A 25,753-nucleotide genomic window follows, 5' to 3' on the forward strand; every position below is an offset into this window, starting at 1 on the left:
GACAGTACACCTCAGCGCATGTCCGTGACACCGGCGGCCAGCCACACCCGGGTGCCCGCAATGTCGGTGACCTACGAGACAGTGCGTGCTGGGCGTTGAAGTTCGGGGGGAGCATCGCCCGTCGCATCCGCGCGATGGGGCTGGGTCGAGCGGTAGTGCCTTGCTGGATCCTTGGATGCCATCTAAATCGGCAATATTTCACCATCCCGTACACTTCGACGCGCACAGGGCAGTACCATGCTGGCCCATGTCGACAACGAATGCCTTCTCTGAAAATCCGAAGCACGTCGCATCGGACTCAGAAAATGCAAATCATTCCTCCGTTGAAGTCGATGACAGAGAAGAGACTGTGCGTCTTTCCAACATCGAACGGCTCAACGCGAGAGTTCTGCTGGAGCTTCAGGTTCGGTCTGCCGCGGAACTCCACGATCGCGCCGCGGCCTGCGCGGCCAGTTATGCCGAACGCATTGCCAAGCTGCCGCCGATTTGAGTTGTCACAAATCACAACTTCCTTCAGGCAGCAATGGCATTGCCCTCCGGCTGCGCCTTCGCTGCCAGCGCCCCAGTCTGCGCTTTTCAGTTCCCTATGGGCGACGCAACACAAAATCCGGGAAGTCTTGAATTTAGTCTCATCAACTCCAATATTTTTTCTCACGTAGTGCGAGAAATTTTGGCTAATTATGATGCTTTTTTCTCGTTATCTTCGAGATGCTGTCATGAGCATCGGCGGGTACGGGTGCGGGTGCGGGTGCGGGAATCCGGCCCAGCACCTGCAGTCCCGCCGCCGTCGGGCGCACCACGATGCCTTCGCCCGTGTGTGGCGAGATCCCGGTGAGGGCGGCGATGTTGACCTGGTGCGTGCTCACCACCAGCACGCCGGGGCCGCGCCAGCCCTGCAGCAGGGTGCGCGCCTGTGCGGTCTGCTCATCGGCGCCGGACGGGTCGCCGAAGAAGGAGTTGAAGGCCGGCTGCTCGACCGGCCGCAGCTGCGGAAACGCCAGCGCGGCGGTCTCCCGGGTCCGGCACCACTGCGAGGTCCACACCGCGCGGACGGGCACGCCCATCTGGCGCAATTGCTCGCCGATGTGACGCGCCTGCGTGCGGCCCTGCCTGTCGAGGTTGCGCTGCGTGCTGCAGTCGCCCAGGCGCATGTGGGCGGGATCGCCAATGCCGGGCGCGGTGGCGTGGCGAAACAGGATCACCGAGGCATCCGACGCCAGCGCCCCGGCCGCGGCCGACAGCAGCAGCGCGAAGACTGCGGACCGCACGGATGGCAGCGCCTTCATGGCCGCCCCGCGCAGCGAAAGCCGATGTAGACCACGGCCGTGTCGGCGGGTTTGCCCTGCAGGTGGTCCGCACGCATCTGGGCCGCGCCGTACCACCAGGAGCCACCACGGGTGCGCCGCTCGGCTTGGTCGCCAGCACCTGTGCCGGCCTCCGCACCCGCGTCCACCCACTCCCAGGCATTGCCCCCCATGTCGTGCAGGCCGTTGACGCCGGCGGGTGTCGTGCCGGCGCGTGCATGGCCGTCACCGCGCCACAGGCGGGTGCCATGGCGGACGGCCCGCGTACGGGCATGCGGCCCGCACTCGTCCAGGCACTGTGCGCCGACGGGGCTGTCTCCGGTGGGGTAGGTGTAGGTGCGTCCGTGGACAAACGGGGCGGGAGGCGCAGGGCGACGTTCGGTGTAGGCCGCCTCGCGCCACTGCGCGTCGCTGGGCAGGTGGCCCCCCGCCCAGCGGCAGAAGGCCTCGGCTTCGCCGTAGGTGAGGTGCACGGCAGGCTCGTCCAGGGCGACGGCCTGTTCGCGGCCGAAGGGCGTGCGCCAGGTCCAGCCGGGTTTTCGGGTCCAGCCGGCCTCGTACACCTCGCCGCCGCCTCGGCGTTCGGCGAGGGTGGTGGGCCGGGTGGCCTCGGCGAAGCGCCGGTACTGGGCGATGGTGGTCTCGGTGTGGGCGATGCGGAACGGGCCGGACAGACCCGAAGCGCCGGGGGGCACGGCGATCAGCTGCCAGTCGATGCCGGCTGGGTTAGGGGCGGCATCGACTGCCAGTACGGTGGGCGACGCTGCGGCCAGCAGGGCCGCGACGCCGCCGAGGCGCCAGAGGGCTGTGTGCACAGGAACTCCCTTGCTTGCTTGCGTTGTGCCGGACCGCCTGGCGTCCGGCGTCTGGCGGGCACGCAAGCACGCAGGGACGTTCAGGAGCGCTGGGCCACGGCGCCGAATCCGGTCGATGCAGTACCACCACCGGCACGGCGTCCGTAGCGTGCCATCGTCAGCCCTTCCATACTGATCTCGGGGTTTCGGCCGCTGATGAGATCGGCCAGCACACGGCCGGTGCCGGCGGCCATGGTCCAGCCCAGCGTGCCGTGGCCGGTGGAGAGCGACAGGTTGCGCAGCCGGGTGGCGCCGAGGATGGGCGTGCCGTCCGGCGTCATCGGGCGCAGGCCGCACCAGAACTCGGCCCGCGACACATCGCCGCCCTTCGGGAACAGGTCGGTGACGACGAACTCCAGCGTGCGGCGGCGGGCCGCGTCCAGATCGAGGTTGAAGCCGGAGAGCTGCGCCGTGCCGCCGACGCGGATGCGCTCACCTAGGCGCGTCACGGCGACCTTGTGTGTCTCGTCCATGATGGTCGACTCCGGCGCGTGGGCGGCATCGGTGATCGGCACAGTGATCGAGTAGCCCTTGACCGGGTAGACGGGGATGTGCAGCCCGAGCGGCTTGAGCATCTGTGTCGAGTAGCTGCCCAGCGCCAGCACGGTGTGGTCGGCGGTGAATGTGCCGCGGCTGGTGCGCACGCCGGTGATCTGGTCGCCTGCGTGGTCGATGCCCTGGATGTCCACGCCGAAGTGGAACTGCACGCCCAATGCCCGCGCTGCGTCCGCCAGCCGCTGGGTGAACTGGAAGCAGTCGCCGGTCTCGTCGCCCGGCAGGCGCAGGCCGCCGACGAACTTCTCCTGCACGCCGGCCAGCGCCGGCTCGTGCTGCAGGTAGCCGGCGCGGTCGAGCACCTCGAAGGGCACGCCGTGCTGGCGCAGGATCTCGGTGTCCTTGCCGATGCCGTCGAGCTGTTTCTGGGTGCGGAAGAGCTGCAGCGTGCCCTGGCTGCGCGCGTCGTACTGGATGCCGATGTCGGCGCGCAGCTCCTTCAGGCAGTCGCGGCTGTACTCGGCCAGCCGGACCATGCGCGCCTTGTTGACGCGGTAGGCGCGCTCGTTGCAGTTGGCCAGCATTTGCAGGCACCAGGTCCACATGCCCGGGTCGAGCAGCGGCTTGATGACCAGCGGGCTGTGGTGCATCAGCAGCCACTGGATCGCCTTCAGCGGCACGCCCGGCCCGGCCCACGGCGCCGAGTAGCCCGGCGAGATCTCGCCTGCATTGGCATAGCTTGTTTCCAGACCGGGACCGGGTTGCCGGTCGACCACCGTCACTTCGTGGCCGGAACGGGCCAGGTAGTACGCCACCGAGGTGCCGATCACCCCACTGCCAAGGACCAGGACGCGCATGTTGCTGTTCTCCAGAGTTGCAGAACGCAGTGCAACGACCATGCCATTCGACTGCCCCAGCGCGCGCGCCCCATTCGTATGCAATTCAATACGAATTCGGGGCTGTGCTGTCTTGATTTCAGCTCACCGTATTGAAATCAATGCACCCCCCCCTCCGTCATCCTCGCGAACGCGAGGATCCACCCTCGCCCACCCCGTCCACCCCACCCACCCCATATTTCCGCAACCGCACCGCGATCGCCGAATGCGAGGTCCGCAGCCGCTCGGCCAGCTTGCGCGTCGAGGGATGTTCGCGGTAGAGCCGCTGCAGCAGCGCCTTCTCGAAGTCGGCGACGGCCTCGTCCAGCGAGCCGACCTCGTCGACCGCGGGCGTGGTGCTGGCGCCAGCGGCGGGCGTCGGCGCGCTGCCGACGAACTCCAGATCCGCCGGCTCGATCACCGGCGCCTCGCTCAGCGTCACGGCGCGGAAGACGACGTTCTGCAGCTGCCGCACATTGCCGGTCCACGGATGCGCGAGCAGCGCCGCCGCTGCCGCGGCCCCGATGCGCGGCCGCGGCCGGCCGATCTGCGCACAGGCGCGTTCCAGGAACACCTGCGCCAGCGGCAGGATGTCCTCGGTGCGTGCGCGCAGCGGCGGCACCTGCAGCTGCAGCACGTCGAGCCGGAACAGCAGATCCTGCCGGAACGTGCCCGCGGCCACCATGTCCTCCAGCGAGCGGTGGGTGGCGCTGATGATGCGCAGGTCCGCCTTCAGCTCGCGCTCGCCGCCGACGCGCCGGAAGCTGCCGTCGTTCAGAAAGCGCAGCAGCTTGGCCTGCAGATAGGCCGACATCTCGCCCACCTCGTCGAGGAAGAGCGTGCCGCCATCGGCCAGTTCCAGCAGCCCCGGCTTGCCGCCGCGCAGCGCGCCGGTGAAGGCGCCACCGGCGTAGCCGAACAGCTCGCTCTCGGCCAGGCTCTCGGGCAATGCGGCGCAGTTCAGCGCAAAGAAGGGCTGGTCGCGGCGGCGGCTGCCGGCGTGGCAGGCATGGGCGATCAGCTCCTTGCCGGTGCCGGTCTCGCCGCGGATCAGCAGCGGCGCGTCCACCGGCGCCATGCGCGCGGCGCGCTGCTTGAGCTGGCGGATCGCGGGCGAGTCGCCCAGGATGGCCTCGAAGCCGCCCGCGCCGTGGTTGCGCAGCGCGCTCAGCCGCTCGCCGAGGCGGTGCGGCGCGTGCAGCGTCAGCACCGCGCCGGCCACCGCACCCCCCGCCTCGTGCAGCGCCACCGATTCGAGCAGGAAGGGCTGGCCGCCGAACTGCACCTCGCTGCCCGCACGGGGCGCGTCTGTCCGGTCGGTCAGACCCGGCAGGGCACGTCCGATCAGCGCCGACTCGGCCAGCCCGCTGGCGCTGACCGCCGCCGCATTGGCCACGACCACCACGCCCGCGGCATCGACGGCGAGCACCGGGTCTTCCTGCGCCGCCAGCAGCGCATCCAGGTACAGCCGCCGCCGTGCGCCCGGCAGCATCGCCACCGCGCCGACCGACTGCACGCCTGCCACGCCGAGCAGCTCGCCGCGCAGCTGCTCCAGCCCCTGCGCATCCAGCGCCGGCGCTTCGAGGTAGACGTGCGGCGGCTCGACCTCGACCGCCGACACGTCCAGCGCCCGCTGCGCCAGCGTGGCGAGGATTTCCTGGGCGATGCCGACCCGGTCGGTGAAGAAGACGTCGATGCGCATGTGTCGGATTCTGCGTGAATGAAAAGTTGGGTTAACCGGCGTAACGCTGTTCACTTGTGCATGGACATGGGGCGGTGGAGGCTTCTAGGATGTCCATATATGGGAAAGTTTCCCATTTCATTCAATCTCGCCGTCCCAGGAACCTACCGATGACCCGTACCCGCCTCAGCCAGTCCCTGATCCTGACCTTGACGACGGCCGCGCTGGCCGTGCTGACCGCCTGTGGCGGTGGCGGCGACACGGACACCACCACGCCGACCGCGACCGCCTCGTCGGTCACGCTGCAGACCTACATCACCGACAACCTCGCCACCGAATACTCCAAGGTCTGGGTCACGATCAAGCAGATCACCGCCACCGACAGCACCGGCGCCGTCGTCACGCTGCTGGACGCGACCGCGGCGCCGGTCGTCGTCAACCTGTCCTCGCTGGCGGATGTGGGCCAGTTCATGTCGAGCGTGACGCTGCCGGCCGGCCTCTACACGCAGGTCGCGGTGACGCTGGGCAATGACGTGCAGCTCGTCTCGCTGGATGGCGCCACCACCGTGACCGGCAAGCTGGGCAGCGGCAGCAGCGATTTCGTGTGGAACGTGCGCAACCTGCGCTTCGACACCGCCACCACCGGCCAGCTCGTGCTCGACTTCAACCTCGCCCGGTTCACCTACAGCGCGGCCACCGGCCTCGTGACGCCGCAGGTCGATGTGCTGTCGCCGACCGACGCCTTCCGCAAGTTCGTGCGCCAGCAGGCCCATGTCCACGGCACCGTGCAGAGCGTGGACACCGCCGCCGGCACGATCACCGTCCACGACAGCCGTCTGGGCACTGGCGTGGTCGTCTCGCTGGCGACCGATGCGGTCATCACCAACGAAGCCACCGGCGCCACGCTGACGCTGGAACAGCTGGCAGTCGGCACACGCATCGGCATCAAGGGCACCGTCACGCCCGGGGCCACGACGGCCGACCCGATCACCGTCTCGGCCACCGTGGTCCATGTCGAATCCACCACCTTGCGCGCCCGTGGCGAAGGCAGCATCAGCGCCATCAACGGCTCGCTGGTCACGGTCAAGCTCACCGACGCCAACTTCCTGCCGGGCAGCGACAGCGTGGTGATCGATGTCAGCGAGGCCAGCTTCCCGCATGGACTGGTCAGCGACCTTGCCGTCGGTGTGGTGGTGAGCTTCCGCGGGCAGGTCAGCGGCATCGGTTCGGCGGCGGTGATCACGGCCAACACGGTGGATGTGCGGGGCGCCGCATCAAGCCGCGCGCGGACGGCCCATCCGGGCCACGCCTACACCGGCAGCGGCGTGCGCGGAACCGTGGACGCGGTGGCCGCCGACGGCAGCTTCACCTTCACCGTGGCCAGCAGTGGCGCCACGACTGCCGTGGCCGCCGGCACCTACACCGTGACCACGGCGGGCGCCACCTACCACGACGGCACGGCGAGCTGCCTGGTGGCGGGTGCCACGGTCAAGGTGGTGGGCACGCTCAGCGGGTCGACGCTGGCCGCCAGCGTCCTCGATGTGCACGGCTGCGCCGGGCAGCGCCACGCCGCGCAGCACGGCAAGCGCTGAGCCAGCGCCCGCCGCAACCCCCTTCAGTCACCGCGCACGAGGACCGTCACGCGGCGGTTCTGCGCGCGGCCGGCCTCGGTCGTGTTGTCGGCCACTGGCACGGCGGAGCCGATTCCACGGACCTCGATGCGGCTTGCAGGCAGACCACGGGTGGCGAACTCGCGCGCCACGACCTCGGCGCGGCGCGTGGACAGGCGCCGGTTGTAGGCCTCGTCGCCGATGTTGTCGGCATGGCCTTCGATGCGCAGCCGCGTCAGGTCTTCTTTCAGCAGGGCCTCGGCGATGTCGGCGATCGTGCGCAGACCGTCGGCGCCCAGGCGTTCGTCGTTGAACCCGAACAGCACCTTGCCCGCCAGGTTCAGCTCCCAGCCTTCGGTGATCTCGGCGAATCCCAGTCGCTGGAGCACGGTGACCTGCGTCGGCGAAAACCGCGGCGCCGGGGCGGCGGGTGCCGGCGGAGGCTGGGAGGCGCAGCCCGTCAGACCCATCGGGATGGCCAGCGCCATGCCCAAGGCGAGGGCGGCCAGTACTGCGAGGGGTTGGCGGCGGGCCAGTGGCTCCAGGGGCGGTTGCGGTCGTGTCATTGCGCGATCTGATCGATCTGGTCGATCTTGTCGTGGAGGATGGGGTAGGCCGACTGCTGCAGCCGCGCCCGCTTGCCGGCATGCTTGGCGCGGTACATGGCCCGGTCGGCCGTGTCGAGCAGGGCGGGGATGGTGTCGCCGTCCAGCGGATAGGTGGCCATTCCGGCGCTCAGGCCGCAGTGGAACTGGCCGTAGGCGTCCAGGTCGAAGGGCTGGGTCATCAGGCTGTGGATCTTCTGCCCGACGCGGCGTGCGTCCTCCACGCTGCGCAGCGGGTACAGCAGCACCGCGAACTCGTCTCCACCCAGCCGGGCCACCACATCGGTCTCGCGCACGGCGGTGCGCAGCCGGTCGGCCATCATCGTCAGCAGGCGGTCACCGGCGGCATGGCCCGCGGTGTCGTTGACCGCCTTGAAGCCGTCGGCATCGAGGAAGAGCACGGCCAGGTGCCCGCCGCGTGCGCAGGTGCTGTTGAGCGCTTCCTGCAGGCGCCGCTCGAACTGCGAGCGGTTGGCCAGTCCGGTCAGCTCGTCGTGCCAGGCCTTGTGCGCCAGCAGGTCGTTGTCGGACTGCAGCCGGCGGTGGCGGGCCATCAGCTCGGCCTGCCCGAGCTGCACTTCATCGAGCATGGCGTTGAAGTCCTCGCTCAGCGTCTGCAACTCGGCGATGCGGGCCGCGGGCGCGCGCCGGTCGTAGGCGCGCTCGCTGCGGATCGAGCGGGTCAGCGCCGCGAGCTGGTTGAGCGGCGTGATGATCGAGCGCTCCATGCGCCGGGTCATCAGCGTGCCCACCGCCAGCGAGGCGCCGATGCACAGCACCGCGCCCACGGCGCCGTAGACCAGCAGCCAGGCGTACGCCGTGCCATCGCCGCGCAGATGCACCAGTCCGATGGTCCGCCCGTCGAGCAGCACGGGCGCCCGGGCCTCGGTGTGCATCAGCCACTCGCCGGCTTCGCGCATCAGGCGGTCCAGGGCGCCGCCGGTCGGCGCCGCATGGCTGGCCAGCACCTCGCCGGTGGGCAGCTGCACGCGGGCCTCGACCAGACCCTCGCGTCCGGCGATGTCGCGCAGCAGTTCGCTGGCGGCCTGTTCATCGCGGAAGGTGATGGCTGCGCCGACCGAGTAGCTCAGCGTGCGCGCCACCAGCGCCAGGTGGCGTTCCTGCACGCTGCTGAGCAGCACATGCGCGATCAGCGCCAGGGCCAGTCCGAAGGTCATCACCGCTGCGGTCGCCACCTGGAGGTGTCCCCGGCGCAGCAGGTTCAGGAAAGACACCGGGCGCGTCATGGTGCGACTCCTGTTCGGGGCAGACCGATCTTGAGGACCTGCGGGTGCACATGCAGACCACTGCGGGCGACCGCGTCGAGGTTGACCTCCACCCGCAGACCGTTGCCTCCCGGGCGTGGCACCAGGCAGAACAAGCCCCCGCTGCTGCAGAACTCGGCCCCTTCGCCCATGGTGAGCACGGGCCGCCCGGTCAGCTGGGCCAGCGGCTCCGCCGCTGCCGGACCGGCGCCCAGATAGACGGCGTCACAGTCGAGCGGCAGTGCGTCGGCCAGATCGACCAGTCGGACCGGCGCCAGCCGGCCGGATGCCACGCGCTCGTGCAGCGTGCGCAGCTCCAGCACGCTGCTGCTGCGTTCGTTGACACACAGCTGCAGCGGCTGTGACTGCGACTGCAACTGCGAATGTGGTCTGTGCTGCGGCCAGCGGGTGTGGGCGAGGATGCCGAGCACGGCGTCGACCACGGTCAACCGCAGTGCGGTGCTGCCTGTCCGGTGGTCGGCATGGCTGGACGCTGCGGAGACACTGACACTGACCCCGCTGGTCGGCGGATCCTGCCCCCATGGCGCAGACCAGACGGCCGTCGACAGGGTCAGACACCCCAGGCCGACTCCATGGCCGATCCGCGTGCGCCAGCGCAGCAACATGTCCTGACATCCGATCCTGAAGTGAAGGGCGGTCTCTGAAGGACCGGTGCTGGCGCATTGTGTGAGCCAGTCCCAGCACGATCAAGTACCACCCGCCGCAGGCGCAGAGTCGGTAACGATTTGTTCACAATCAGGCGATGTGATTCGCCTCGATCCGAAATTTCTGCACAACCTGGTTCAAGCGCTGCGATTCGTCGCGCAGGCTGTCGGCGGCGGCGGCGCTCTGCTCGACCAGGGCGGCGTTCTGCTGCGTGGCCACTTCGAGCTGGGTGAGCGCCTGACCGATCTGCTGGATGCCCTGGTTCTGCTCGGACGAGGCGGCGGCGATGTGCGTGATGATGTCCGAGACGTGGCGCACCGAGGCCACGAGGTCGTGGATCGTGCTGCCGGCCTCGCGCACGAGCTGGGCGCCCTGGTCCACGGTCGTGACCGAGGCACCGATGAGCACCTTGATCTCGCGCGCAGCTTCTGCCGAGCGCTGTGCCAGCGAGCGCACCTCGCTGGCGACGACCGCGAAGCCGCGGCCTTGCTCGCCGGCCCGCGCGGCCTCCACCGCAGCGTTGAGCGCCAGGATGTTGGTCTGGAACGCGATGCCGTCGATCACGCCGGTGATGTCGCCGATGCGGCGGCTCGATGCCGTGATTTCGTCCATGTTCTGCACCACCTGGGCCACCACCGTGCCACCACGGGTGGCGGCCTCGGCGGCCGAGGTGACGAGCTGGTGCGCCTGGGCCGCCGATTCGGTGCTGTGCTGCACGGTGCTGGTCAGCTGGGTCATCGAGGCGGCGGTTTCCTGCAGGCTGCTGGCGGTCATTTCGGTGCGGCGCGACAGGTCGGCGTTGCCGAGGGCGATCTCCGCGCTGGCGCTTTCCATCGACACGGCACCCGCGCGCACGTCCTGCACCAGCAGGCGCAGCGAACGGGTCATGTGGGCCAGCCCGCGCATCAGGTCGCCGATCTCGTCCTGGCGAACCGAGGTGTGCGGGTCGCTGAGATCGCCGCCGGCGATGCGGTGGGTGGTGTCGAGCGCGTGGTGCAGCGGCTGCAGGATGGCGCGGGCGGTCAGCGCCGTCGAGATGACCAGCAACACCGACAGCGCCAGCAACGTGGTCCCGACCACCGTGACGGTCTGACGCTGCCGGGCGGCAGCGGTCTCGGCGATGGCATCGGCGTGGCGGTAGTGCAGGGCCACGGTCTCGCGCTGCGCGGCGATGTAGGTGTTGAGCACTTCGCGCAGACGCGACAGCTCCGCCTCCGACACCTCCGTGCCGGCGCTGCGCGCGGCGGCCAGCTGCTTGCGCAGGTCGATGTAGACCTTGCGCGCCTGGCCGACCCTGGCCAGGGCGGCCACTTCGTCGGAGGCGGTCGCGCTGGCCTCGACGGCCTTCTGCAGCGCGCTGATGCGGGCGGACGTGGCCTCGATCTCGGGCTTCAGGCGCTCGCCGAGCCCGGTGTCGGTGCTGTTGAGCACCGCCAGCGCACGGGCCGCATTGGCCTCGGTCAGCCCCGCCCACTGGGTGGTCTTGTCGATCTTGTCGAGCTGGCTGGCGATGTCGGCGCGGGCCTCGTCGATCTCGGCGCGGGTGTGGAGCACCGACCCGCCCTCGACCAGCAACAGCAAGCCCGCGACGACCAGCGGGGGCAACCAGAGACGGGCGGAGATCGAGAGGGACTTCATGGGGCGCACACCTGGGCTGATCCGTGCAGTGAAATGTGAAACGAATGGGTTTCGGCGTTCGATGATCCGTGCAGCGCACCAGGATGGTTTCCTCAAATTCCGAGAGGAAATCGGATCAATTCATGGGCTAGATGGACCGTGTAGAGGTCGCCGGCACTGGCGACAATCGGCGGTGCCTAGAGCGAACCCTGAAGGAATTCCCATGCCCGCCTGGATGAACGCACTGGATCGCCATTTCCCGATCCGCTATCTGGTCATGCTCACCTGTGGCGCCATGGCGCTGGGTGGCGGGCTGGCCTGGTGGAGACTCCAGATGCCGCCTTGGGTTGCGCTGCTCGGTGTCGCGGGGCTGGTCATCGGCGTGCGCGACCTGCGGCAGTCGCAGCGCTCGGTGCTGCGCAACTACCCGGTGATCGGGCATGTGCGCTACCTGATGGAGTTCATCCGCCCCGAGATCCGCCAGTACTTCATCGAGAGCGACAACGAGGCCGCGCCGTTTTCGCGCCAGCAGCGCTCGCTGGTCTACCAGCGCGCCAAGGGCGAGCCCGACAAGCGCCCCTTCGGCACCCAGCTCGACGTGCACCGCGAGGGCTTCGAGTGGCTCAACCATTCGCTGGCCCCCACCACGCTGGCCTCGCACGACTTCCGCGTCACCATCGGCGCCGGCTGCGCGCAGCCCTACAGCGCCAGCGTCTTCAACATCTCGGCCATGAGCTTCGGTGCCCTCAGCGCCAACGCCATCCTTGCGCTCAATGGTGGCGCGAAGCAGGGCGGCTTCATGCACGACACCGGCGAAGGCTCGATCAGCGTGCACCACCGCACCCACGGCGGCGACCTGGTCTGGGAGATCGGCTCCGGCTACTTCGGCTGCCGCGACGACGCTGGCCGCTTCAGCGAAGAGAAGTTCATCGCCAATGCCCGCGATCCGCAGGTGCGCCTGATCGAGGTGAAGCTGTCGCAAGGCGCCAAGCCCGGCCACGGCGGCGTGCTGCCCGGCCCGAAGGTGACCATCGAGATCGCGCAGGCGCGCGGTGTGCCGGTCGGCACCGACTGCGTCTCCCCGGCTGCGCACAGCGCGTTCTCGACCCCGGTCGAGCTGCTGCAGTTCCTCGACCGGCTGCGCACGCTCTCCGGCGGCAAGCCGGTCGGCATCAAGCTGTGCATCGGGCATCCGTGGGAGTGGTTCGCCATCTGCAAGGCGATGCTGGCCACCGGGCTGCGGCCGGATTTCATCGTCGTCGACGGCAGCGAAGGCGGCACCGGCGCCGCGCCGCTGGAGTTCACCGACCACGTCGGCGCGCCGCTGCAGGAAGGGCTGCTGCTGGTCCACAACACGCTGGTCGGGCTGAACTTGCGCCAGCACATCCGCCTGGGGGCGTCGGGCAAGATCGTCAGCGCCTTCGACATCGCTCGCGCGATGGCGCTGGGCGCGGACTTCTGCAACTCGGCGCGCGGCTTCATGTTCGCGCTCGGCTGCATCCAGGCGCAGAGCTGCCACACCGGCCACTGCCCGACCGGCGTGGCCACACAGGATCCCGGCCGCCAGCGTGCGCTGGTCGTGCCCGACAAGATGGAGCGGGTGCGCCGCTTCCACGAGAACACGCTGCACGCCCTGAAGGAGCTGGTCCAGGCCGCCGGCCTGCGCCACCCGGGCGAGATCACCGCCGGGCACATCGTGCGCCGGGTGGACAACGGCCAGGTGCGTCTGCTGCGCAACCAGCTCTGTTTTGTCGCGCCGGGGGAGCTGCTCGCGGCCGTGCGTGGCGAGCGCGAGTGGCCGCACAAGGTCTACGAGATCTACTGGCCGCTTGCCCAGGCCGAGCGCTTTGCGCCCACCGACCCGAGCGACACCGCGCTCACGGTGCGCGAACTGGCGATCTGAGCGCCCGGCCTCCGGATCTCTCACCTCGGTTTCGCCCCTGCCGGCGTAGGGGCCTAGCAGGTTTCCGAGGGGCACCATCGGCTAGGATGCCCCCCGCGGGGGGCCTGGTAGCCATGCCGGGACGGGTGCGTGCACGCGACTTAGTCTGATTCTGTCCATGAACATATTGCTTTTTGTCGCCGGTCTGACGGCGCTGGTCGTCGGTGCGGACCTGTTGGTCCGCGGCGCCTCCAAACTGGCCTTGAGCTTTGGCATCTCGCCCCTGGTGGTGGGGCTGACCATCGTGGCCTTCGGCACCAGTGCGCCCGAGATGGCGGTGTCGGTGGGCGCGGTGCTGGAAGGCAAGACCGACATCGCCATCGGCAACGTGGTGGGCAGCAACATCTTCAACGTGCTCTTCATCCTGGGGATCAGCGCACTCATCGTGCCGCTGGTGGTGAACATCCAGCTCATCCGGCAGGAGGTGCCGATCCTGATCGGCGCCAGCCTGCTGCTGCTGGTTCTGGGCATGGATGGCAAGGTGTCGGTGCCGGAAGGTGCGTTGCTGTTCGGCCTGCTGCTGGCGTACACCGTCTTTCTGGTGGTGCAGTCGCGCAAGGAGACGCAGGCTGCGCAGGACGAATTCGCGGAAGAGGTCAAACCGGCACAAGCCGGTGCCTGGGACAGCAAGCTGCCGGTGCAGCTGCTGCTGATCGCGGCCGGCCTGGTGGCGCTGGTGTTCGGCTCCCAGTGGCTGGTGACCGCCTCGGTGGCGTTTGCCAAGGCCATGGGGGTGAGTGACCTGGTGATCGGCCTGACCATCGTGTCGGCCGGCACCTCCATGCCCGAGGTGGCGGCCTCGATCGCCGCCGCCATCAAGGGCGAACGCGACATCGCTGTGGGCAATGTGGTGGGCAGCAGCACCTTCAACATCCTGGGCTGCGTGGGCCTGGCCAGCATGGCGGCGGGTGACACCGGCCTGCTGATGTCGGCGGCCGTGCTGAACTTCGACATCTGGGTGATGCTGGCCGTGACCCTGGCCTGCTTGCCGGTGTTCATGACCGGCCGCGAGATTGCGCGCTGGGAAGGCGCGGTGTTTCTTTTTCACTACGTTGCCTATGTTGCCTACCTGATCCTGGCCTCGCAGCAGCATGCGCTGCTGGGCACGTTCTCGGTGGCGATGATGAGCTTCGTGGTGCCGCTCACCGTCATCACCCTCGTCGTGGCCCTGCTGCGCAAACACTGAGGCTGGTATGACCTTGCTCTGGCTTGCCCTGTTGCCCTGGCTGGCCGCGCCGCTGGTGCTGGCCCTGCCGGGCCGGCGCAGCGCGGCGGCCATGGCCGGCGCCGTGGCGCTGGCCGGCGTGTGTTTCCTGCTGGTGCTGGCGCCGGCCGTGTTCGCGGGCGAAGTGCCGGCCTGGCGCATGTCCTGGGTGCCCCAGCTGGGCCTGGACTTTGGGCTGCGCCTGGATGGTCTGGCATGGCTGCTGGCGCTGCTGATCACCGGCATCGGTGCGCTGGTGGTGCTGTACGGCGCCTGGTACCTCGATCCCAAGGATCCGGCCCCGCGTTTCTTCGCTTTCCTGCTGGTGTTCATGGGCGCCATGCTCGGCGTGGTGCTGGCCGACAACCTGCTGCTGCTGGTGCTGTTCTGGGAGCTGACCAGCCTGTCCAGCTTCCTGCTCATCGGCTACTGGCACCACCGTGCCGATGCCCGCCAGGGCGCCCGCATGGCGCTCACCATCACGGGGGCAGGGGGCCTGTGCCTGCTGGCCGGCGTGCTGCTGATCGGCCACATCGTGGGCAGCTACCAGCTCGATGTGGTGCTGGGCGCGCGCGCCGTGCTGCAAGCGCACCCGCTGTTCCCGCTGGCCCTGGTGCTGGTGCTGCTGGGGGCCTTCACCAAGAGCGCCCAGTTCCCCTTCCACTTCTGGCTGCCACACGCCATGGCGGCGCCCACGCCGGTCAGTGCCTACCTGCACTCGGCCACGATGGTCAAGGCCGGTGTCTTCCTGCTGGCGCGGCTGTACCCGGTGCTCGGTGGCAATGAATACTGGTTCTGGATCGTCAGCAGCACCGGCCTCGTCACCCTGCTGCTGGGGGCCTATGTGGCCCTGTTCCAGCACGATCTCAAGGGCCTGCTGGCCTACAGCACCATCAGCCATCTCGGCCTGATCACGCTGCTCTTCGGGCTGGACGAGCCGCTGGCCGTGGTGGCCGGGGTGTTCCACCTCGTCAACCACGCCACCTTCAAGGCGGGGCTCTTCATGAGCGCCGGCATCATTGACCACGAGACCGGCACGCGCGACCTGCGCAAGCTCGGCGGCCTGATGCGCTACATGCCCGCCACCGCCACGCTGGGCATGCTCGCCGCTGCGGCCATGGCGGGCGTGCCGCTGTTCAACGGGTTCCTGTCCAAGGAGATGTTCTTTGCCGAGGCCCTGGCCAAGGACAGCCACCACTGGATGGAGTGGCTGCTGCCGGTGGGCGCCACGCTGGCGGGCATCTTCAGCGTGGCGTACTCGCTGCGCTTCATCCACGACACCTTCTTCAACGGCGAGCCGAAGGACTTGCCCAAGACCCCGCACGAGGCGCCGTTCTTCATGCTGCTGCCGGTGGGTCTTCTGGTGCTGCTGTGCCTGGCCGTGGGACTGGCGCCGAACGCCGTGGTGGGGCCTTTGCTGGCGGTGTCGGCACAGGCCACGCTGGGGGCGCCGTTGCCGGCGTACAGCCTGTCCATCTGGCATGGCTTCAATGTGCCGTTGCTGATGAGCGCGGTGGCGATTGTCGGCGGCGTGCTGCTGTATGTCGTGCTGCAGCGCAAGGTCAACCTGCACCGCCTGGGCATCGTGCCCGGCTGGGTGGCGGCCGGGGGCAAGGACGCCTTCCAGGCGCTGCTGAGCCTCGGTGTGCGCGCCGCGCAGGGCCTCACCGCCTGGTTGCAGAACGGCAGCCTGCAGCGCTACCTGCTGCTGCTGGTGGCCCTGGCCCTGGCGGCCGGCCTGTGGCCTTTCTTGGGCGATGGCCCGTCGGCCCAGATGGCCGACTTGCACCTGCGCGACCTGCACTGGGCCGTGGCCGTGGTGGGCCTGCTGGGCATCGCCGCCACCGTGGCCACCGTCCTGGCATACCGCCAGCGTCTGCTGGCCCTGCTGCTGCTGGGGGCCGTGGGCCTGGTGGTGTGTCTGACCTTCACCTACTTCTCTGCGCCGGACCTGGCGCTGACCCAGCTCCTGGTGGAGGTGGCGACCATCGTGCTGATGATGCTGGCGCTGCATTGGTTGCCGGACGCCAGCCCGCCCGAGCCGTGCCGCTGGCGCGCCTGGCGCGATGCGGCCATCGCCATCGCCGTGGGCCTCGGGGTGACGGCCCTGGTGTGGATGGTGCTGACCCGCCCCGGGCAGTCCATCAGCGACTATTTCCTGGCCACCACCTTGCCGCTGGGCGGCGGAGCCAATGCGGTGAACGTGATCATCGTGGACTACCGCGGCTTCGACACCCTGGGCGAGATCACGGTGCTGGGCATTGCGGCGCTGATCCTGCACGCCCTGCTGGCCAACGTCCGTCCGAGCGCGGAGCCGGTGCCCGCCGGCGACGGCCATCCGCTGATGCTGCAGCTCATCGCGCGCCTGGTGCTGCCCTTCACGGCGCTGATCGCCGTGTATTTCTACCTGCGCGGCCACAACCTGCCCGGCGGCGGGTTCATCGCGGGCCTGGTGCTGGCCATCGGCCTGCTGCTGCAGGCCGTGGCCCACGGCAAACACTGGTCGGCACAGCGCCGCAGCCTGGACTACCGCGCCTGGGTCGGCTGGGGGCTGTTGCTGGCGGTGCTGACGGGCATGGGCAGCTGGCTGTTCGGCGCCCCCTTCCTGACCAGTACCTATGACTACCCCTGGCTGCCCGGTGTTGGCGGTGTGCCGCTGGCCAGCGCGGCATTGTTCGATGCCGGGGTGTTTCTCGTCGTGGTGGGGGCGACCCTGGTGATGCTGCTGTCCATCGCCCGCCTGACAGCGCAAGACCACCACACAGACACAGACACAAACACCGACAAGGCGCCCACCTGATGTTGCTGCTCCTGGCCCTGTTCATCGGCACCCTGACCGGCTGCGGCGTGTGGATGCTGCTGCGTGCCCGAACGTTTGACACCATCCTCGGCCTGACGCTGCTGTCCTACGCAGTGAACCTGTTCATCTTCGCCATGGGCCGGGTGAAGGTGGCGGCCACCCCGATCGTCCAGAAGGGGGTCGACGCCACGCTCAGCACCACCGCCGACCCGCTGCCGCAGGCCCTGGTGCTGACCGCCATCGTCATCAGCTTTGCGATGACCGCCGTGCTCGCGGGCATCGCCTTGCGTGCGCACCAGCACGCTGGCTCCGACCATGTGGACGGTCGCTGACATGGTGAACCACCTGCTCATCCTGCCGATCGTGTTGCCGCTGCTGGTGGGGGCGCTGCTGGTGCTGCTGGAAAAGGCGCAGTCCCGCTGGGTGGGGGCGGTGTCGCTGGCCAGCGTGCTGGCCCTGGTCTGGGTGGCCGTGCAGTTGCTGCTGCAGGCCGACACCGGCGCTGTGCAGGCCTACCTGCTCGGCAACTGGCGGGCGCCCTGGGGCATCGCCCTGGCGGCGGACCGGCTCACGGCCCTGATGCTGATGCTGACCTCCCTCGTGGCGCTGGCCTCGCTGGTCTACGCCCTGGGCGGTGACGACCGCAAGGGCCTGCATTTCCACGCCCTGCTGCAGTTCCAGCTGATGGGGTTGAACGGCGCGTTCCTGACCGCCGACCTGTTCAACCTCTTCGTCTTCTTCGAGGTGCTGCTGGCGGCCAGCTACGGCCTGCTGCTGCACGGCGCCTCGGCCGAGCGGCTCAAGGCCAGCGTGCACTACGTGGTCTTCAATCTGGCGGGGTCGGCGCTGTTCTTGATCGCCGTGAGCCTGCTGTACGCGCTCGCCGGCACCCTGAACATGGCCGACCTGGCGGTGAAGCTGCCGCAGCTCGGCCCCGAGAACACGGCGCTGGCACAGGCCGCCGTGTTGTTGCTGGTGGTGGTGTTCGCCGTCAAGGCCGCCTTGCTGCCGCTGTATTTCTGGCTGCCGGCCACCTATGCGGCGGCCCTGGCGCCCGTGGCGGCGCTGTTTGCCATCATGACCAAGGTCGGCGTGTATGCCATCGCCCGCATCAGCACGCTGATGACGGGCAGCAGCAGCGGCGGCAGCCTGGCCGGCCTGCTGACCACGGTGCTGCCGGTGCTGGCGCTGGCGACCCTGGTGCTGGCGGCCATCGGTGCGCTGGCGGCACAGCGGCTGCGCGGGCTGGTGGCCTACCTGGTGGTCGCCTCGGCGGGCACGCTGCTGCTGGCCATCGGCCTGGGCACGCCGGGCACGCTGGCGGCGGGGCTGTTCTATGTGGTGAACAGCACCCTCATCGCCTGCCTGTGGTTTCTGCTGGCCGACCGCATCGCCTGGGCGCGTGGCGGTGACGATGCCCTGCGCCCCCGCCCGCTCCAGTACGGCTGGGGCCTGTTCGGTGGCCTGTTCTTCGTGGCGGCCGTGGCCGTGGCGGGGGTGCCGCCGCTGGCTGGCTTCTTCGGCAAGGCGCTGCTGCTGCAGGCGGCGGGCACCACGGCACTGGGCGGCTGGGTGGTGGGCCTGGTGCTGGGCAGCAGCCTGCTGATGATGGTGGCCTTGGCCCGCGCGGGATCGCAGCTGTTCTGGAAGCCGGCGGCTGGCAGTGCACTGCCGCCCCTGGACACGCCCCCCCGCCTCCAGCACCACGCGGCCCTGTTCGGGCTGCTCGGCCTGGTGCTGGCCTGCGCCGTGTTCGCCGGGCCTCTGCAGACCTACGCCCAGGCCACTGCGCAGCAGCTCACGGACCGGCGCCCCTACCTCGACGCCGTCCTGGGCGCCCAGCCGGCACCGGCGGCCCACGATGTGCGCCAGGAAATGCGCGAGCGCGGGGAGCTGAAGTGATGAAACGCCTGCTGCCTGCACCGCTGCTGTCGCTGCTGCTCTTCGTGAGCTGGTTGCTGCTCAACGAATCGGTGTCCGTGGGCAACCTGCTGCTGGCGGGGCTGTTCGCCCTGGTCTTGCCCTGGTTCACCGAAGCCTTCCGGCCTGAAAAGCCACGCATCCGGCACTGGGGCCGTGTGCTGCGCCTGGGGGCGGTGGTGCTGCGGGACATCGTGGTCTCCAACATCGACGTCGCCCAGCGCGTGCTCGGCCCGGAGGCGGCCATCCAGTCGCGTTTTGTCTGGGTGCCGCTGCGCATCCGCGATCCGCACGGCATCGTGGCACTGGCCGGCATCATCACCATGACACCCGGCACCCTGTCCAGCGACCTCAGCCCTGACCGCCGTCACCTGCTGGTGCACGCACTGCACTGCCCGGACGACGCCGCCGAAGCCAGCCTGGTCGCCGACATCCAGGCCCGTTACGAAACACCACTGATGGAGATCTTCGAGTGATCGCCACCGTCCTGCCCTGGGTCATCGCCGGCTTCGCGCTGGCGCTCTTGCTGAACGCCTGGCGCCTGTTCAAGGGCCCCAGCCTGCCCGACCGCATCCTGGCGCTGGACACGCTGTACATCAACGCGCTGGCGCTGCTGATTTGCCTGGGCCTGCAGTGGCGCACGGCGCTGTATTTCGAGGTGGCGATGCTGATCGGTCTGCTGGGTTTCATCGGCACCGTGGTGCTGAGCAAGTTCATCCTGCGTGGAGACATCGTCGAATGACTGCCTTGCTGCTGGAATTCGCTGTGGCGGCCCTGCTCGTGGTGGGCGTGCTGTTTGCGCTGGTGGGGAGCTGGGGGCTGGCGAAGTTCGACGACTTCTTCAAGCGCCTGCACGGCCCCAGCAAGGCGACCACGCTGGGCGTGGGCTGTGTGCTGATCGCGGCCATGTTCTGGAACCGCCACAGCGGCCATGAACTGCTGATCACCCTGTTCCTGTTCCTCACGGCACCGGTCTCGGCCCATTTGCTGGTGAAGGCGGCCATGAAGCTCAAGCCGGGCAGCCGGCCGCCATTGCCGTAGGGGCGGGTGGCTGGATCGCCTGACCCGTCTGGTCCGAGACCGAGGGGAGGTGCTACGGGCCGCCACGTCGAAGCGTGACATCGACACGGCCAGATCAGGTGGCTGTGCAGGGCACGGATGCGGCGATGGCTTCGGGCGGAGTTCAGACTTCCCAAAACGACAACGACAACGACAACGACAAGACAGCCGGCCGCCGCCTCCGCGACGTGCATGTCCGCTGCTCCCCCGATCCCCGCGATTCCCACGTATGACCGCTTCATCGAGCCGTTGCTGCGCTGTCTGGCGCGCCGGTCCGAGGGTGTTGTCGCGCGCGAGGCGCTCGAACCTAAGCATGCTGAGTTGCTGGACATACTGGCCAGCGTGACGCCGGCGTTCTACGGCGCACTCGCCGGCCAGCGCGCCAAGAAGGGCGTGTTCATCACCACGTCCAGCTACACGGCGCAGGCGACGCAGTTCGCGCAGTCGGTCGAGGGGATCGTGCTGGTGGACGGGGTGCGGCTGGCGGAGTTGATGGTGGACCACGAGGTGGGGGTGACGGCGCGGGTGTTGAAGGTGCCGAAGGTGGATGTGGACTAATTCGACGAGTGACCTGCCAGGTTGTAGGTTAGTAACAATATTGTTATTATTTTCCGTATGGAATACCAGATCGAGTACTACAGCGACGAGGTCGCACAGGAGATCCTGTCGCTGCCGGACACGCTGGCGGCTCGGTACATCGTGCTCACCCGCCGGATGGCAGCGATCGGCGCGAACCTGGGGCCGCCACACACGGATTCGTTCGGCGAGGGGCTGTTCGAATTGCGACTCAAAGGGGCGGAGGGCATCGCTCGGGTTTTTTTCTGCACGCTGGTGGGGCGGCGGATCGTGATGCTGCATTCGTTCGTCAAGAAGACCCAGAAAACACCACCGCAACAGATCGACATCGCGCGCAAGCGCATGAAGGACATCAAACATGCGAACCCATGATCAAGTCGTTGCCGAACTCATGAACCGGCCGGGTGTGCGCCAGGAGGTCGAGCGCATCGAACGGGAAGAGGGTGCGCTGCTGGACCTGCTGCTCAAGGCCCGCCACGATGCCGGACTGACACAGGCGCAAGTGGCCGAGCGCATGGGCACCCAGCCGCCCGCCGTGGCCCGACTGGAGCGGTCACTGGCGACCGGCAAGCACTCGCCTTCGGTGGCAACGCTGCGCAAGTACGTGGAAGCCTGTGGGAAGGCGCTGGAGTTTCGGGTGTCGTGATGGAGGTGCGCCGATTCGACAACGTCTGGGATGCCATCGCCGACACGACCGAGGAAGCGGCGAAGCTAGGGCAGCGGGTGTGTGTGGAGCTGGAAGCGGCCTGACTGGTGGGTGGGTGGCTCAGCCGCTCAACAATATGCCCCCTGTGTGGCAAGGACAATTCCTCCACGGCTGCGGCACGCATGGCGGTCCAGTTCGTGTTGAGCATCGAAGGGTTGGGGGCGATCACTCCGGCTGGATCAGCGGGATCGCCCGCCGTCCGTGCTGTCGATAGATGTGGAAATCCGAATCGAGGGTGAACACCCGAGAGGCCGGGTGTGTCTCGCTCATGCGCACGAGGCAGGCGTCCGCGAGCGAGGCTGGAACGTTGTCGTAGCGTTTGAACAGGGACTGGACGGCCGTGATCTCGTCTTGCAGCGACAGGCCGATGCGGACGACCCCGCGATCCAGCAGCGCCAGTGCCATGGCCGGGTCGTGTCCACCCCGCGCCAGCAGGAAGCAGGTTTCCGCCACGACCGCCTCGCAGGTGAGCAACGGTGCCTGCAACTGCGCGAACTGTGCGCGTGCCCAGCGGTGATGGGCGTCATCGCGGCAGTGCAGCGCGACCCACGGGCCGGTGTCCAGCAAGACGGCGCCGATGGTGGCGCTCACCGCTGGCCGAACCCGTCGAGGTGGCGCGGATTCGAGGCCAGATCAGTTGGTCCGCCGCCGAAGCAGCCGACGAGGTCACCCGCCAGATCAAGGGCGCTGGGTGGGCGCGGGCTGGGGATGTCCGGGGTAGTGCTCAGGTAGGCGGCGACGGCGCGGCGCACGAGTTCGGACTTGCTCAGGTGCTGTCGTGCGCTGGCCTGTGACAGGGCGGTGTCCAGTGGCGGGGGGAGTTTGACGGACAGGGTGCGCATGGCCGGGCTTTCGGGCGCTGTGGGTTCGGGCATCTTATCGGGCAGGGTCTGGCTGTGCCACAGGGGAGGGCTGGCGTTGTGATGGCCTGCAAAACGTGAACTATTGCGCGTGAATTTGTGGATTCTGAAAAATCCGACGCGTGCGGGGGCATGGGTTGACGGGGTCTGCCTAGACTGGCGCGGTTTCTGGCGGGCTGTTCAGATTTCCCAAAACGACAACAACAAGACAGCCGGCCGCCGCCTCCGCGACGTGCATGTCCGCTGCTCCCCCGACCCCCTCGATTCCCACGTATGACCGCTTCATCGAGCCGTTGCTGCGCTGTCTGGCGCGCTGGCCCGAGGGCGTTGCCGCGCGCGAGGCGCACGAAGCCGCCGCCGATGCGCTCGGGCTGGACGCGCTGGCGCGGCAGCAGTTGCTGTCGAGCGGCGCGCAACTGATCTACAAGAACCGCGCCGGCTGGGCGCATGACCGGCTCAAGCGGGCGGGGTTGTCGGACAGCCCGCGGCGCGGCTGGTGGCAACTGACCGAGGCCGGGCGACGCTTCGTGGTCGAGCATGCCGGGCCGCTGAGCGCCGAGCAGGTCGCTGCGCTGGCGATGTCGCACCTGGAGGCGCGGCTGCGGCCCGTGGCGGCGGAGGCGGGGGACGACGCGGCGGTGGTGCAGTCGGTGGCCAGCCCGGAGGAGCGGCTGGGGCTGGCGCTGGAGGAAATCCGCCGCGCGGTCGTGGCCGAGCTGCTGGACACGCTGGCCAGCGTGACGCCGGCGTTCTTCGAGACGCTGGTGCTCGACCTGCTGCACCGCATGGGTTACGGCGCCAACCGGGCCGACCTGCAGCGGGTGGGCGGCTCGGGCGATGGCGGGATCGACGGGATCATCTCGCTGGATCGGCTGGGGCTGGAAAAGGTCTACGTGCAGGCCAAGCGGTGGCAGGGCACGGTGGGGCGGCCGGAGATCCAGGCGTTCTACGGCGCACTCGCCGGCCAGCGCGCCAAGAAGGGCGTGTTCATCACCACGTCCAGCTACACGGCGCAGGCGACGCAGTTCGCGCAGTCGGTCGAGGGGATCGTGCTGGTGGACGGGGTGCGGCTGGCGGAGTTGATGGTGGACCACGAGGTGGGGGTGACGGCGCGGGTGTTGAAGGTGCCGAAGGTGGATGTGGATTATTTTGATGAGTAATTTCGGGGTAAATCTTGATTAAAAATCTGTTTGATTTTGTTAGGCGAAAATATTTTTATGCCAAAGCAGTTTATCGTTCTAAATCAACCCATCCTGATGACTTATCAATAGAGTTGATTGACCTATTTGATGATAATCGACAAATTCGCGTGGCAATTATTGATAATGATCAGTTTTATTGGATTGACGCTATTCGACAAATGGGTTGTAAGGTTGAGTATTTCTCTGATTATACAAAACCATTGACGCAGTCAAATCAAAAAATTAAGCCAATTGATTTGAGTTCTTATGACTTGGTGATATGTGATCTGCATGGTGTTGGGGAACAGTTATATCCTGGTCTTGGTGGCGTTGGTGTTTTGATGGAGTTGAGAAATAAAAATCCGCTACAAGTTATTGTTGCTTACACTGGAGATCCTGGTGAGGTAGTTAAGCGCACCAAGAAAAAAGATATTGTTGACGCTACCTTTTGTAAGGATTGGTCGCCGGAGGATTTTTTGTTTAATTTGGATGAGTTGCTGAAAATTTATAAATTGCCAAAATATAGATGGGAGTTTATTAGAAAAAGACTTTCTTATTTGGAGGTTCCTGGGGGTAAGGTGGAGGCGGTAAGGCAAAAATATGTGGAAAATATAATACTTGCTCAAATGTTGAGGGAGAAGTTGAATTATTCTGCGCATGAGGCAAGAAATATAATAACGGGCGCCAGTGAGAATTCAATTGATTACCTTGGGTTGATTAATTATTGGGTAAGTGCTGGTAAGGTTGTTGGGTTGGTTTTGCCGTATATTTGGGAGAATGGTAAATGAATGACGGACAATTTTTAGAGAGATTTATAGTAGGACTTACGCAAGTTGAACTCAGTTAGCACAGAGCTTGGACTTTTGTAGCCATCTCAAATGTACGCCATCGGCACTGACGGTCGAGCTATTTCCTGCCGCATGTAATTCGACATCATCGCCTTCTTGATGCTGTAGATATTCGTCCTCATGTCTCTGGCCAGCGCGGACAGATGGTTCCACGCCAAGATGACACAGGCAATGTGATTCCTCTGCGCCCTGGCAGATCGACACTGGCATTTCTCCATGCCCAGCACCTGCTTGACCTCCCGGTGATACTGCTCGATCTTCCACCTGATCGCGCAGATCTCTCGCGTGTCGTCCACCGAAGTCTGTTCCAGATCATTGGTCACCACCCATTCCGTGCGACCGTTTCCCGTCGCCACCCGAAACAGCTTGACCTTGAGGCTGCCTGGAAACTTGTTCACCTTGACGAGCTTGCCGTGCGCGGCGCCTTGGTCGCTCCACTGCAACTCACTGACGGCCTGATAGGGCGCCTGCGCCTGACTGTCATCGACCAGGCGATTGCTCTTGAGCGGGCAGTAGAAGATCTTGCCCGCACGATGGATGTGCACCATCAGCTCCTTGGTGGCGTACCAGGAGTCCATCAGCACCACGCGGAATGGCAGCTTCTTGCCCGTCATGGCCTCGTCGAACATCTCCTGGACGTGCTGGAGCTTGGTCTTGTGGTCCACCTGCGGGGCGAACACTCGCCAGTCGATGATCCAGTAGCGACCGCTGCGGGGGTTGACGTACAAGCAGTTGACCACACCGATGCCCTTGATCAGGCCATGGGCATTGCCGCTGTACTGCCGCCGCACCAGCTCGATCGCATGGGAGTGGTTCTTGTCCGAGACGCTGTCGTCGAACAGCAAGAAAGCGTTCGGATCAGGTTCGATGGATTTCTCCACCTGCTCCCAGACGATGGCAGGCGTTATGTTTTCGTCTTGCAGGTAACGGTTGATGGCGTCATGCGAGAAATGCGGGTGATGGTCGGCGAAGTAGGTTTGGGTATAGTTGGTCTGGGTGGAGATCAGAAACTGACAGTAGTCGCGTCTTGTCGGCTTCATCATGGCTCCTGTTGAGTTGAGGCAAGCCAATTGTAGGCATATTTAATGAATCCGAACAGCCAGTTGAAACAAGATATTTCAGTGCACATCGGGTGCCGGATCAATCCATGGATCAGAATATGGCACTCAAAACTCAGTTGAGTTTGAAAGTTTCTTTTGCGTAAGTCCTAATTTAGATCTTTGTCTCGTGATATGCAAAATGGAATTCAGAATTTGCAAAAATGTTTAAGAAGGCCGCTGCAAGAGGTGAGTGAAAAAGAATTTGCGTCAGCGAATGCAACGTTAGATGAGATTAATAATGTTTGGGGTGATTTTGTCGGATGGGTTTTAATTGGAACGTTAGATGACTTGGATGGTGCTAGGAGAAACTGCGCTCCTGGAAGGGTTGATATTCAGTCAAAAATAATCAGAGAAAAAAAGAAAAAACATTCATTGCTTTTAACGAAGGGTGTGAAGCTTGATATAACTAACACTCATTCATTGGTTATAGAGACCTATATTCAGTATTTTGAGCAATTGATTGATCTTGTGCTTTCTAATGCAATAAAATATTCTGCAAAAGCTGGTTCTGTTGAGGTTTTATCAAATAAGTCGCCGTCTGGTGTTAGGTTGCAAATTTAGGACTTACGCAAAAGAAACTTTCAA

27 protein-coding genes are annotated in these 25,753 nt (G+C 66.4%); 16 read left to right on the forward strand and 11 right to left on the reverse strand.

Translation table 11 applies throughout. The features are described 5' to 3' along the window. Positions 1-247: 247 nt before the first annotated feature. Positions 248-490: a hypothetical protein gene (locus U5O44_RS01265; protein ID WP_322586651.1), complete on the forward strand. Its 243-nt coding sequence runs from the start codon at positions 248-250 to the stop codon at positions 488-490. A gap of 184 nt (positions 491-674) precedes the next feature. Here U5O44_RS01265 and U5O44_RS01270 read toward each other — a convergent pair whose 3' ends face one another. From U5O44_RS01270 to U5O44_RS01285, 4 genes are all read right to left on the reverse strand, one after another. Then, positions 675-1,286: a histidine phosphatase family protein gene (locus U5O44_RS01270; protein WP_322586652.1), complete on the reverse strand. Its 612-nt coding sequence runs from the start codon at positions 1,284-1,286 to the stop codon at positions 675-677. Next, a complete protein-coding gene (locus U5O44_RS01275) occupies positions 1,283-2,119 on the reverse strand; it encodes a formylglycine-generating enzyme family protein (RefSeq protein ID WP_322586653.1) in 837 nt (278 codons plus the stop codon). The genes U5O44_RS01270 and U5O44_RS01275 overlap by 4 nt, the downstream gene beginning before the upstream one ends. Positions 2,120-2,199: 80 nt before the next feature. After that, positions 2,200-3,510, reverse strand: coding sequence for a D-amino acid dehydrogenase (locus U5O44_RS01280; RefSeq protein ID WP_322586654.1), 1,311 nt, complete (start codon positions 3,508-3,510; stop codon positions 2,200-2,202). 157 nt (positions 3,511-3,667) lie between these two features. After that, positions 3,668-5,230, reverse strand: coding sequence for a sigma 54-interacting transcriptional regulator (locus U5O44_RS01285; RefSeq protein WP_322586655.1), 1,563 nt, complete (start codon positions 5,228-5,230; stop codon positions 3,668-3,670). A gap of 149 nt (positions 5,231-5,379) precedes the next feature. On the opposite strand from U5O44_RS01285, the gene U5O44_RS01290 reads away from it, so the two are divergent. After that, a complete protein-coding gene (locus U5O44_RS01290; protein WP_322586656.1) occupies positions 5,380-6,801 on the forward strand; it encodes a DUF4382 domain-containing protein in 1,422 nt (473 codons plus the stop codon). 23 nt (positions 6,802-6,824) lie between these two features. Here the strand turns inward: U5O44_RS01290 and yfiB are convergent, their stop codons facing one another. From yfiB to U5O44_RS01310, 4 genes are all read right to left on the reverse strand, one after another. Beyond that, positions 6,825-7,385, reverse strand: coding sequence for an outer membrane lipoprotein YfiB (yfiB, locus tag U5O44_RS01295; protein WP_322586657.1), 561 nt, complete (start codon positions 7,383-7,385; stop codon positions 6,825-6,827). Further along, complete coding sequence (gene dgcN / locus U5O44_RS01300) at positions 7,382-8,671, reverse strand: diguanylate cyclase DgcN/YfiN (protein WP_322586658.1); 1,290 nt, start codon at positions 8,669-8,671, stop codon at positions 7,382-7,384. The genes yfiB and dgcN overlap by 4 nt, the downstream gene beginning before the upstream one ends. Then, positions 8,668-9,315, reverse strand: a complete 648-nt coding sequence (gene yfiR, locus U5O44_RS01305; protein ID WP_322586659.1) for a regulatory sequestration protein YfiR — start codon at positions 9,313-9,315, stop codon at positions 8,668-8,670. The genes dgcN and yfiR overlap by 4 nt, the downstream gene beginning before the upstream one ends. 130 nt (positions 9,316-9,445) lie before the next feature. Next, positions 9,446-10,993 (reverse strand): methyl-accepting chemotaxis protein, encoded by a 1,548-nt coding sequence (locus U5O44_RS01310; RefSeq protein ID WP_322586660.1) that lies wholly within the window; start codon positions 10,991-10,993, stop codon positions 9,446-9,448. A 202-nt stretch (positions 10,994-11,195) separates the two neighbouring features. Between U5O44_RS01310 and U5O44_RS01315 the strand changes: the two genes are divergently transcribed. The 11 genes from U5O44_RS01315 (at position 11,196) to U5O44_RS01365 (ending at position 21,119) form a co-directional block, all read left to right on the forward strand. Next, the gene (locus U5O44_RS01315) at positions 11,196-12,875 is read left to right on the forward strand and encodes an FMN-binding glutamate synthase family protein (RefSeq protein ID WP_322586661.1); all 1,680 of its coding nucleotides are present in this window, start codon (positions 11,196-11,198) and stop codon (positions 12,873-12,875) included. Positions 12,876-13,032: 157 nt separating this feature from the next. Next, on the forward strand, positions 13,033-14,100 hold the full coding sequence (locus tag U5O44_RS01320) for a calcium/sodium antiporter (protein ID WP_322586662.1): 1,068 nt from the start codon (positions 13,033-13,035) through the stop codon (positions 14,098-14,100). 7 nt (positions 14,101-14,107) lie between these two features. Then, entirely contained in the window at positions 14,108-16,918 is a 2,811-nt protein-coding gene (locus U5O44_RS01325) for a monovalent cation/H+ antiporter subunit A (RefSeq protein ID WP_322586663.1), read from the forward strand. Next, positions 16,918-17,250, forward strand: coding sequence for a Na+/H+ antiporter subunit C (locus tag U5O44_RS01330; protein ID WP_322586664.1), 333 nt, complete (start codon positions 16,918-16,920; stop codon positions 17,248-17,250). The genes U5O44_RS01325 and U5O44_RS01330 overlap by 1 nt, the downstream gene beginning before the upstream one ends. Further along, positions 17,234-18,820, forward strand: coding sequence for a monovalent cation/H+ antiporter subunit D (locus U5O44_RS01335; RefSeq protein WP_322586665.1), 1,587 nt, complete (start codon positions 17,234-17,236; stop codon positions 18,818-18,820). The genes U5O44_RS01330 and U5O44_RS01335 overlap by 17 nt, the downstream gene beginning before the upstream one ends. Then, positions 18,820-19,314 (forward strand): Na+/H+ antiporter subunit E, encoded by a 495-nt coding sequence (locus U5O44_RS01340; protein ID WP_322586666.1) that lies wholly within the window; start codon positions 18,820-18,822, stop codon positions 19,312-19,314. Before U5O44_RS01335 ends, U5O44_RS01340 begins: the two co-directional genes overlap by 1 nt. Next, positions 19,311-19,580, forward strand: a complete 270-nt coding sequence (locus tag U5O44_RS01345) for a K+/H+ antiporter subunit F (protein WP_322586667.1) — start codon at positions 19,311-19,313, stop codon at positions 19,578-19,580. Before U5O44_RS01340 ends, U5O44_RS01345 begins: the two co-directional genes overlap by 4 nt. Further along, positions 19,577-19,879 (forward strand): Na+/H+ antiporter subunit G, encoded by a 303-nt coding sequence (locus U5O44_RS01350; RefSeq protein WP_322586668.1) that lies wholly within the window; start codon positions 19,577-19,579, stop codon positions 19,877-19,879. Before U5O44_RS01345 ends, U5O44_RS01350 begins: the two co-directional genes overlap by 4 nt. A gap of 210 nt (positions 19,880-20,089) precedes the next feature. Next, on the forward strand, positions 20,090-20,455 hold the full coding sequence (locus U5O44_RS01355; RefSeq protein ID WP_322586669.1) for a restriction endonuclease: 366 nt from the start codon (positions 20,090-20,092) through the stop codon (positions 20,453-20,455). Positions 20,456-20,512: 57 nt separating this feature from the next. After that, entirely contained in the window at positions 20,513-20,845 is a 333-nt protein-coding gene (locus tag U5O44_RS01360) for a type II toxin-antitoxin system RelE/ParE family toxin (protein WP_322586670.1), read from the forward strand. Then, positions 20,832-21,119, forward strand: coding sequence for a helix-turn-helix domain-containing protein (locus U5O44_RS01365; protein ID WP_322586671.1), 288 nt, complete (start codon positions 20,832-20,834; stop codon positions 21,117-21,119). The genes U5O44_RS01360 and U5O44_RS01365 overlap by 14 nt, the downstream gene beginning before the upstream one ends. Before the next feature lie 225 nt (positions 21,120-21,344). On the opposite strand, the gene U5O44_RS01370 is transcribed toward U5O44_RS01365, so the two are convergent. Both U5O44_RS01370 and U5O44_RS01375 read right to left on the reverse strand, forming a co-directional pair. Further along, positions 21,345-21,770 carry a type II toxin-antitoxin system VapC family toxin gene (locus U5O44_RS01370; RefSeq protein ID WP_322586672.1) on the reverse strand — a complete coding sequence of 142 codons (426 nt, stop codon included), beginning with the start codon at positions 21,768-21,770 and terminating at the stop codon, positions 21,345-21,347. Then, positions 21,767-22,021 (reverse strand): ribbon-helix-helix domain-containing protein, encoded by a 255-nt coding sequence (locus U5O44_RS01375; RefSeq protein ID WP_322586673.1) that lies wholly within the window; start codon positions 22,019-22,021, stop codon positions 21,767-21,769. The genes U5O44_RS01370 and U5O44_RS01375 overlap by 4 nt, the downstream gene beginning before the upstream one ends. Positions 22,022-22,275: 254 nt before the next feature. On the opposite strand from U5O44_RS01375, the gene U5O44_RS01380 reads away from it, so the two are divergent. Next, complete coding sequence (locus U5O44_RS01380; RefSeq protein WP_322586674.1) at positions 22,276-23,199, forward strand: restriction endonuclease; 924 nt, start codon at positions 22,276-22,278, stop codon at positions 23,197-23,199. Between the two features lie 14 nt (positions 23,200-23,213). Then, positions 23,214-24,008: a response regulator gene (locus U5O44_RS01385; RefSeq protein WP_322586675.1), complete on the forward strand. Its 795-nt coding sequence runs from the start codon at positions 23,214-23,216 to the stop codon at positions 24,006-24,008. Between the two features lie 86 nt (positions 24,009-24,094). On the opposite strand, the gene U5O44_RS01390 is transcribed toward U5O44_RS01385, so the two are convergent. Beyond that, entirely contained in the window at positions 24,095-25,108 is a 1,014-nt protein-coding gene (locus U5O44_RS01390) for an IS701 family transposase (RefSeq protein WP_322586630.1), read from the reverse strand. Positions 25,109-25,354: 246 nt separating this feature from the next. Here U5O44_RS01390 and U5O44_RS01395 point away from each other — a divergent pair, with 246 nt between their 5' ends. After that, entirely contained in the window at positions 25,355-25,729 is a 375-nt protein-coding gene (locus U5O44_RS01395) for a hypothetical protein (RefSeq protein ID WP_322586676.1), read from the forward strand. The last annotated feature ends 24 nt before the right edge of the window (positions 25,730-25,753 follow it).

Origin of the sequence: Sphaerotilus sp. (assembly GCF_034519685.1) — a bacterium.
Classification (GTDB): Bacteria; Pseudomonadota; Gammaproteobacteria; order Burkholderiales; family Burkholderiaceae_C; genus Sphaerotilus.

Bases quoted from the DNA above. Each gene is read 5' to 3' on its own strand.
- U5O44_RS01265 (WP_322586651.1), top strand. From the start codon at position 248: ATGTCGACAACGAATGCCTTCTCTGAAAATCCGAAGCACGTCGCATCG.
- U5O44_RS01270 (WP_322586652.1), bottom strand. From the start codon at position 1,286: ATGAAGGCGCTGCCATCCGTGCGGTCCGCAGTCTTCGCGCTGCTGCTG.
- U5O44_RS01280 (WP_322586654.1), bottom strand. From the start codon at position 3,510: ATGCGCGTCCTGGTCCTTGGCAGTGGGGTGATCGGCACCTCGGTGGCG.
- U5O44_RS01285 (WP_322586655.1), bottom strand. From the start codon at position 5,230: ATGCGCATCGACGTCTTCTTCACCGACCGGGTCGGCATCGCCCAGGAA.
- U5O44_RS01290 (WP_322586656.1), top strand. From the start codon at position 5,380: ATGACCCGTACCCGCCTCAGCCAGTCCCTGATCCTGACCTTGACGACG.
- yfiB (WP_322586657.1), bottom strand. From the start codon at position 7,385: ATGACACGACCGCAACCGCCCCTGGAGCCACTGGCCCGCCGCCAACCC.
- dgcN (WP_322586658.1), bottom strand. From the start codon at position 8,671: ATGACGCGCCCGGTGTCTTTCCTGAACCTGCTGCGCCGGGGACACCTC.
- yfiR (WP_322586659.1), bottom strand. From the start codon at position 9,315: ATGTTGCTGCGCTGGCGCACGCGGATCGGCCATGGAGTCGGCCTGGGG.
- U5O44_RS01310 (WP_322586660.1), bottom strand. From the start codon at position 10,993: ATGAAGTCCCTCTCGATCTCCGCCCGTCTCTGGTTGCCCCCGCTGGTC.
- U5O44_RS01315 (WP_322586661.1), top strand. From the start codon at position 11,196: ATGCCCGCCTGGATGAACGCACTGGATCGCCATTTCCCGATCCGCTAT.
- U5O44_RS01320 (WP_322586662.1), top strand. From the start codon at position 13,033: ATGAACATATTGCTTTTTGTCGCCGGTCTGACGGCGCTGGTCGTCGGT.
- U5O44_RS01325 (WP_322586663.1), top strand. From the start codon at position 14,108: ATGACCTTGCTCTGGCTTGCCCTGTTGCCCTGGCTGGCCGCGCCGCTG.
- U5O44_RS01330 (WP_322586664.1), top strand. From the start codon at position 16,918: ATGTTGCTGCTCCTGGCCCTGTTCATCGGCACCCTGACCGGCTGCGGC.
- U5O44_RS01335 (WP_322586665.1), top strand. From the start codon at position 17,234: ATGTGGACGGTCGCTGACATGGTGAACCACCTGCTCATCCTGCCGATC.
- U5O44_RS01340 (WP_322586666.1), top strand. From the start codon at position 18,820: ATGAAACGCCTGCTGCCTGCACCGCTGCTGTCGCTGCTGCTCTTCGTG.
- U5O44_RS01350 (WP_322586668.1), top strand. From the start codon at position 19,577: ATGACTGCCTTGCTGCTGGAATTCGCTGTGGCGGCCCTGCTCGTGGTG.
- U5O44_RS01355 (WP_322586669.1), top strand. From the start codon at position 20,090: ATGTCCGCTGCTCCCCCGATCCCCGCGATTCCCACGTATGACCGCTTC.
- U5O44_RS01360 (WP_322586670.1), top strand. From the start codon at position 20,513: ATGGAATACCAGATCGAGTACTACAGCGACGAGGTCGCACAGGAGATC.
- U5O44_RS01365 (WP_322586671.1), top strand. From the start codon at position 20,832: ATGCGAACCCATGATCAAGTCGTTGCCGAACTCATGAACCGGCCGGGT.
- U5O44_RS01375 (WP_322586673.1), bottom strand. From the start codon at position 22,021: ATGCGCACCCTGTCCGTCAAACTCCCCCCGCCACTGGACACCGCCCTG.
- U5O44_RS01380 (WP_322586674.1), top strand. From the start codon at position 22,276: ATGTCCGCTGCTCCCCCGACCCCCTCGATTCCCACGTATGACCGCTTC.
- U5O44_RS01390 (WP_322586630.1), bottom strand. From the start codon at position 25,108: ATGAAGCCGACAAGACGCGACTACTGTCAGTTTCTGATCTCCACCCAG.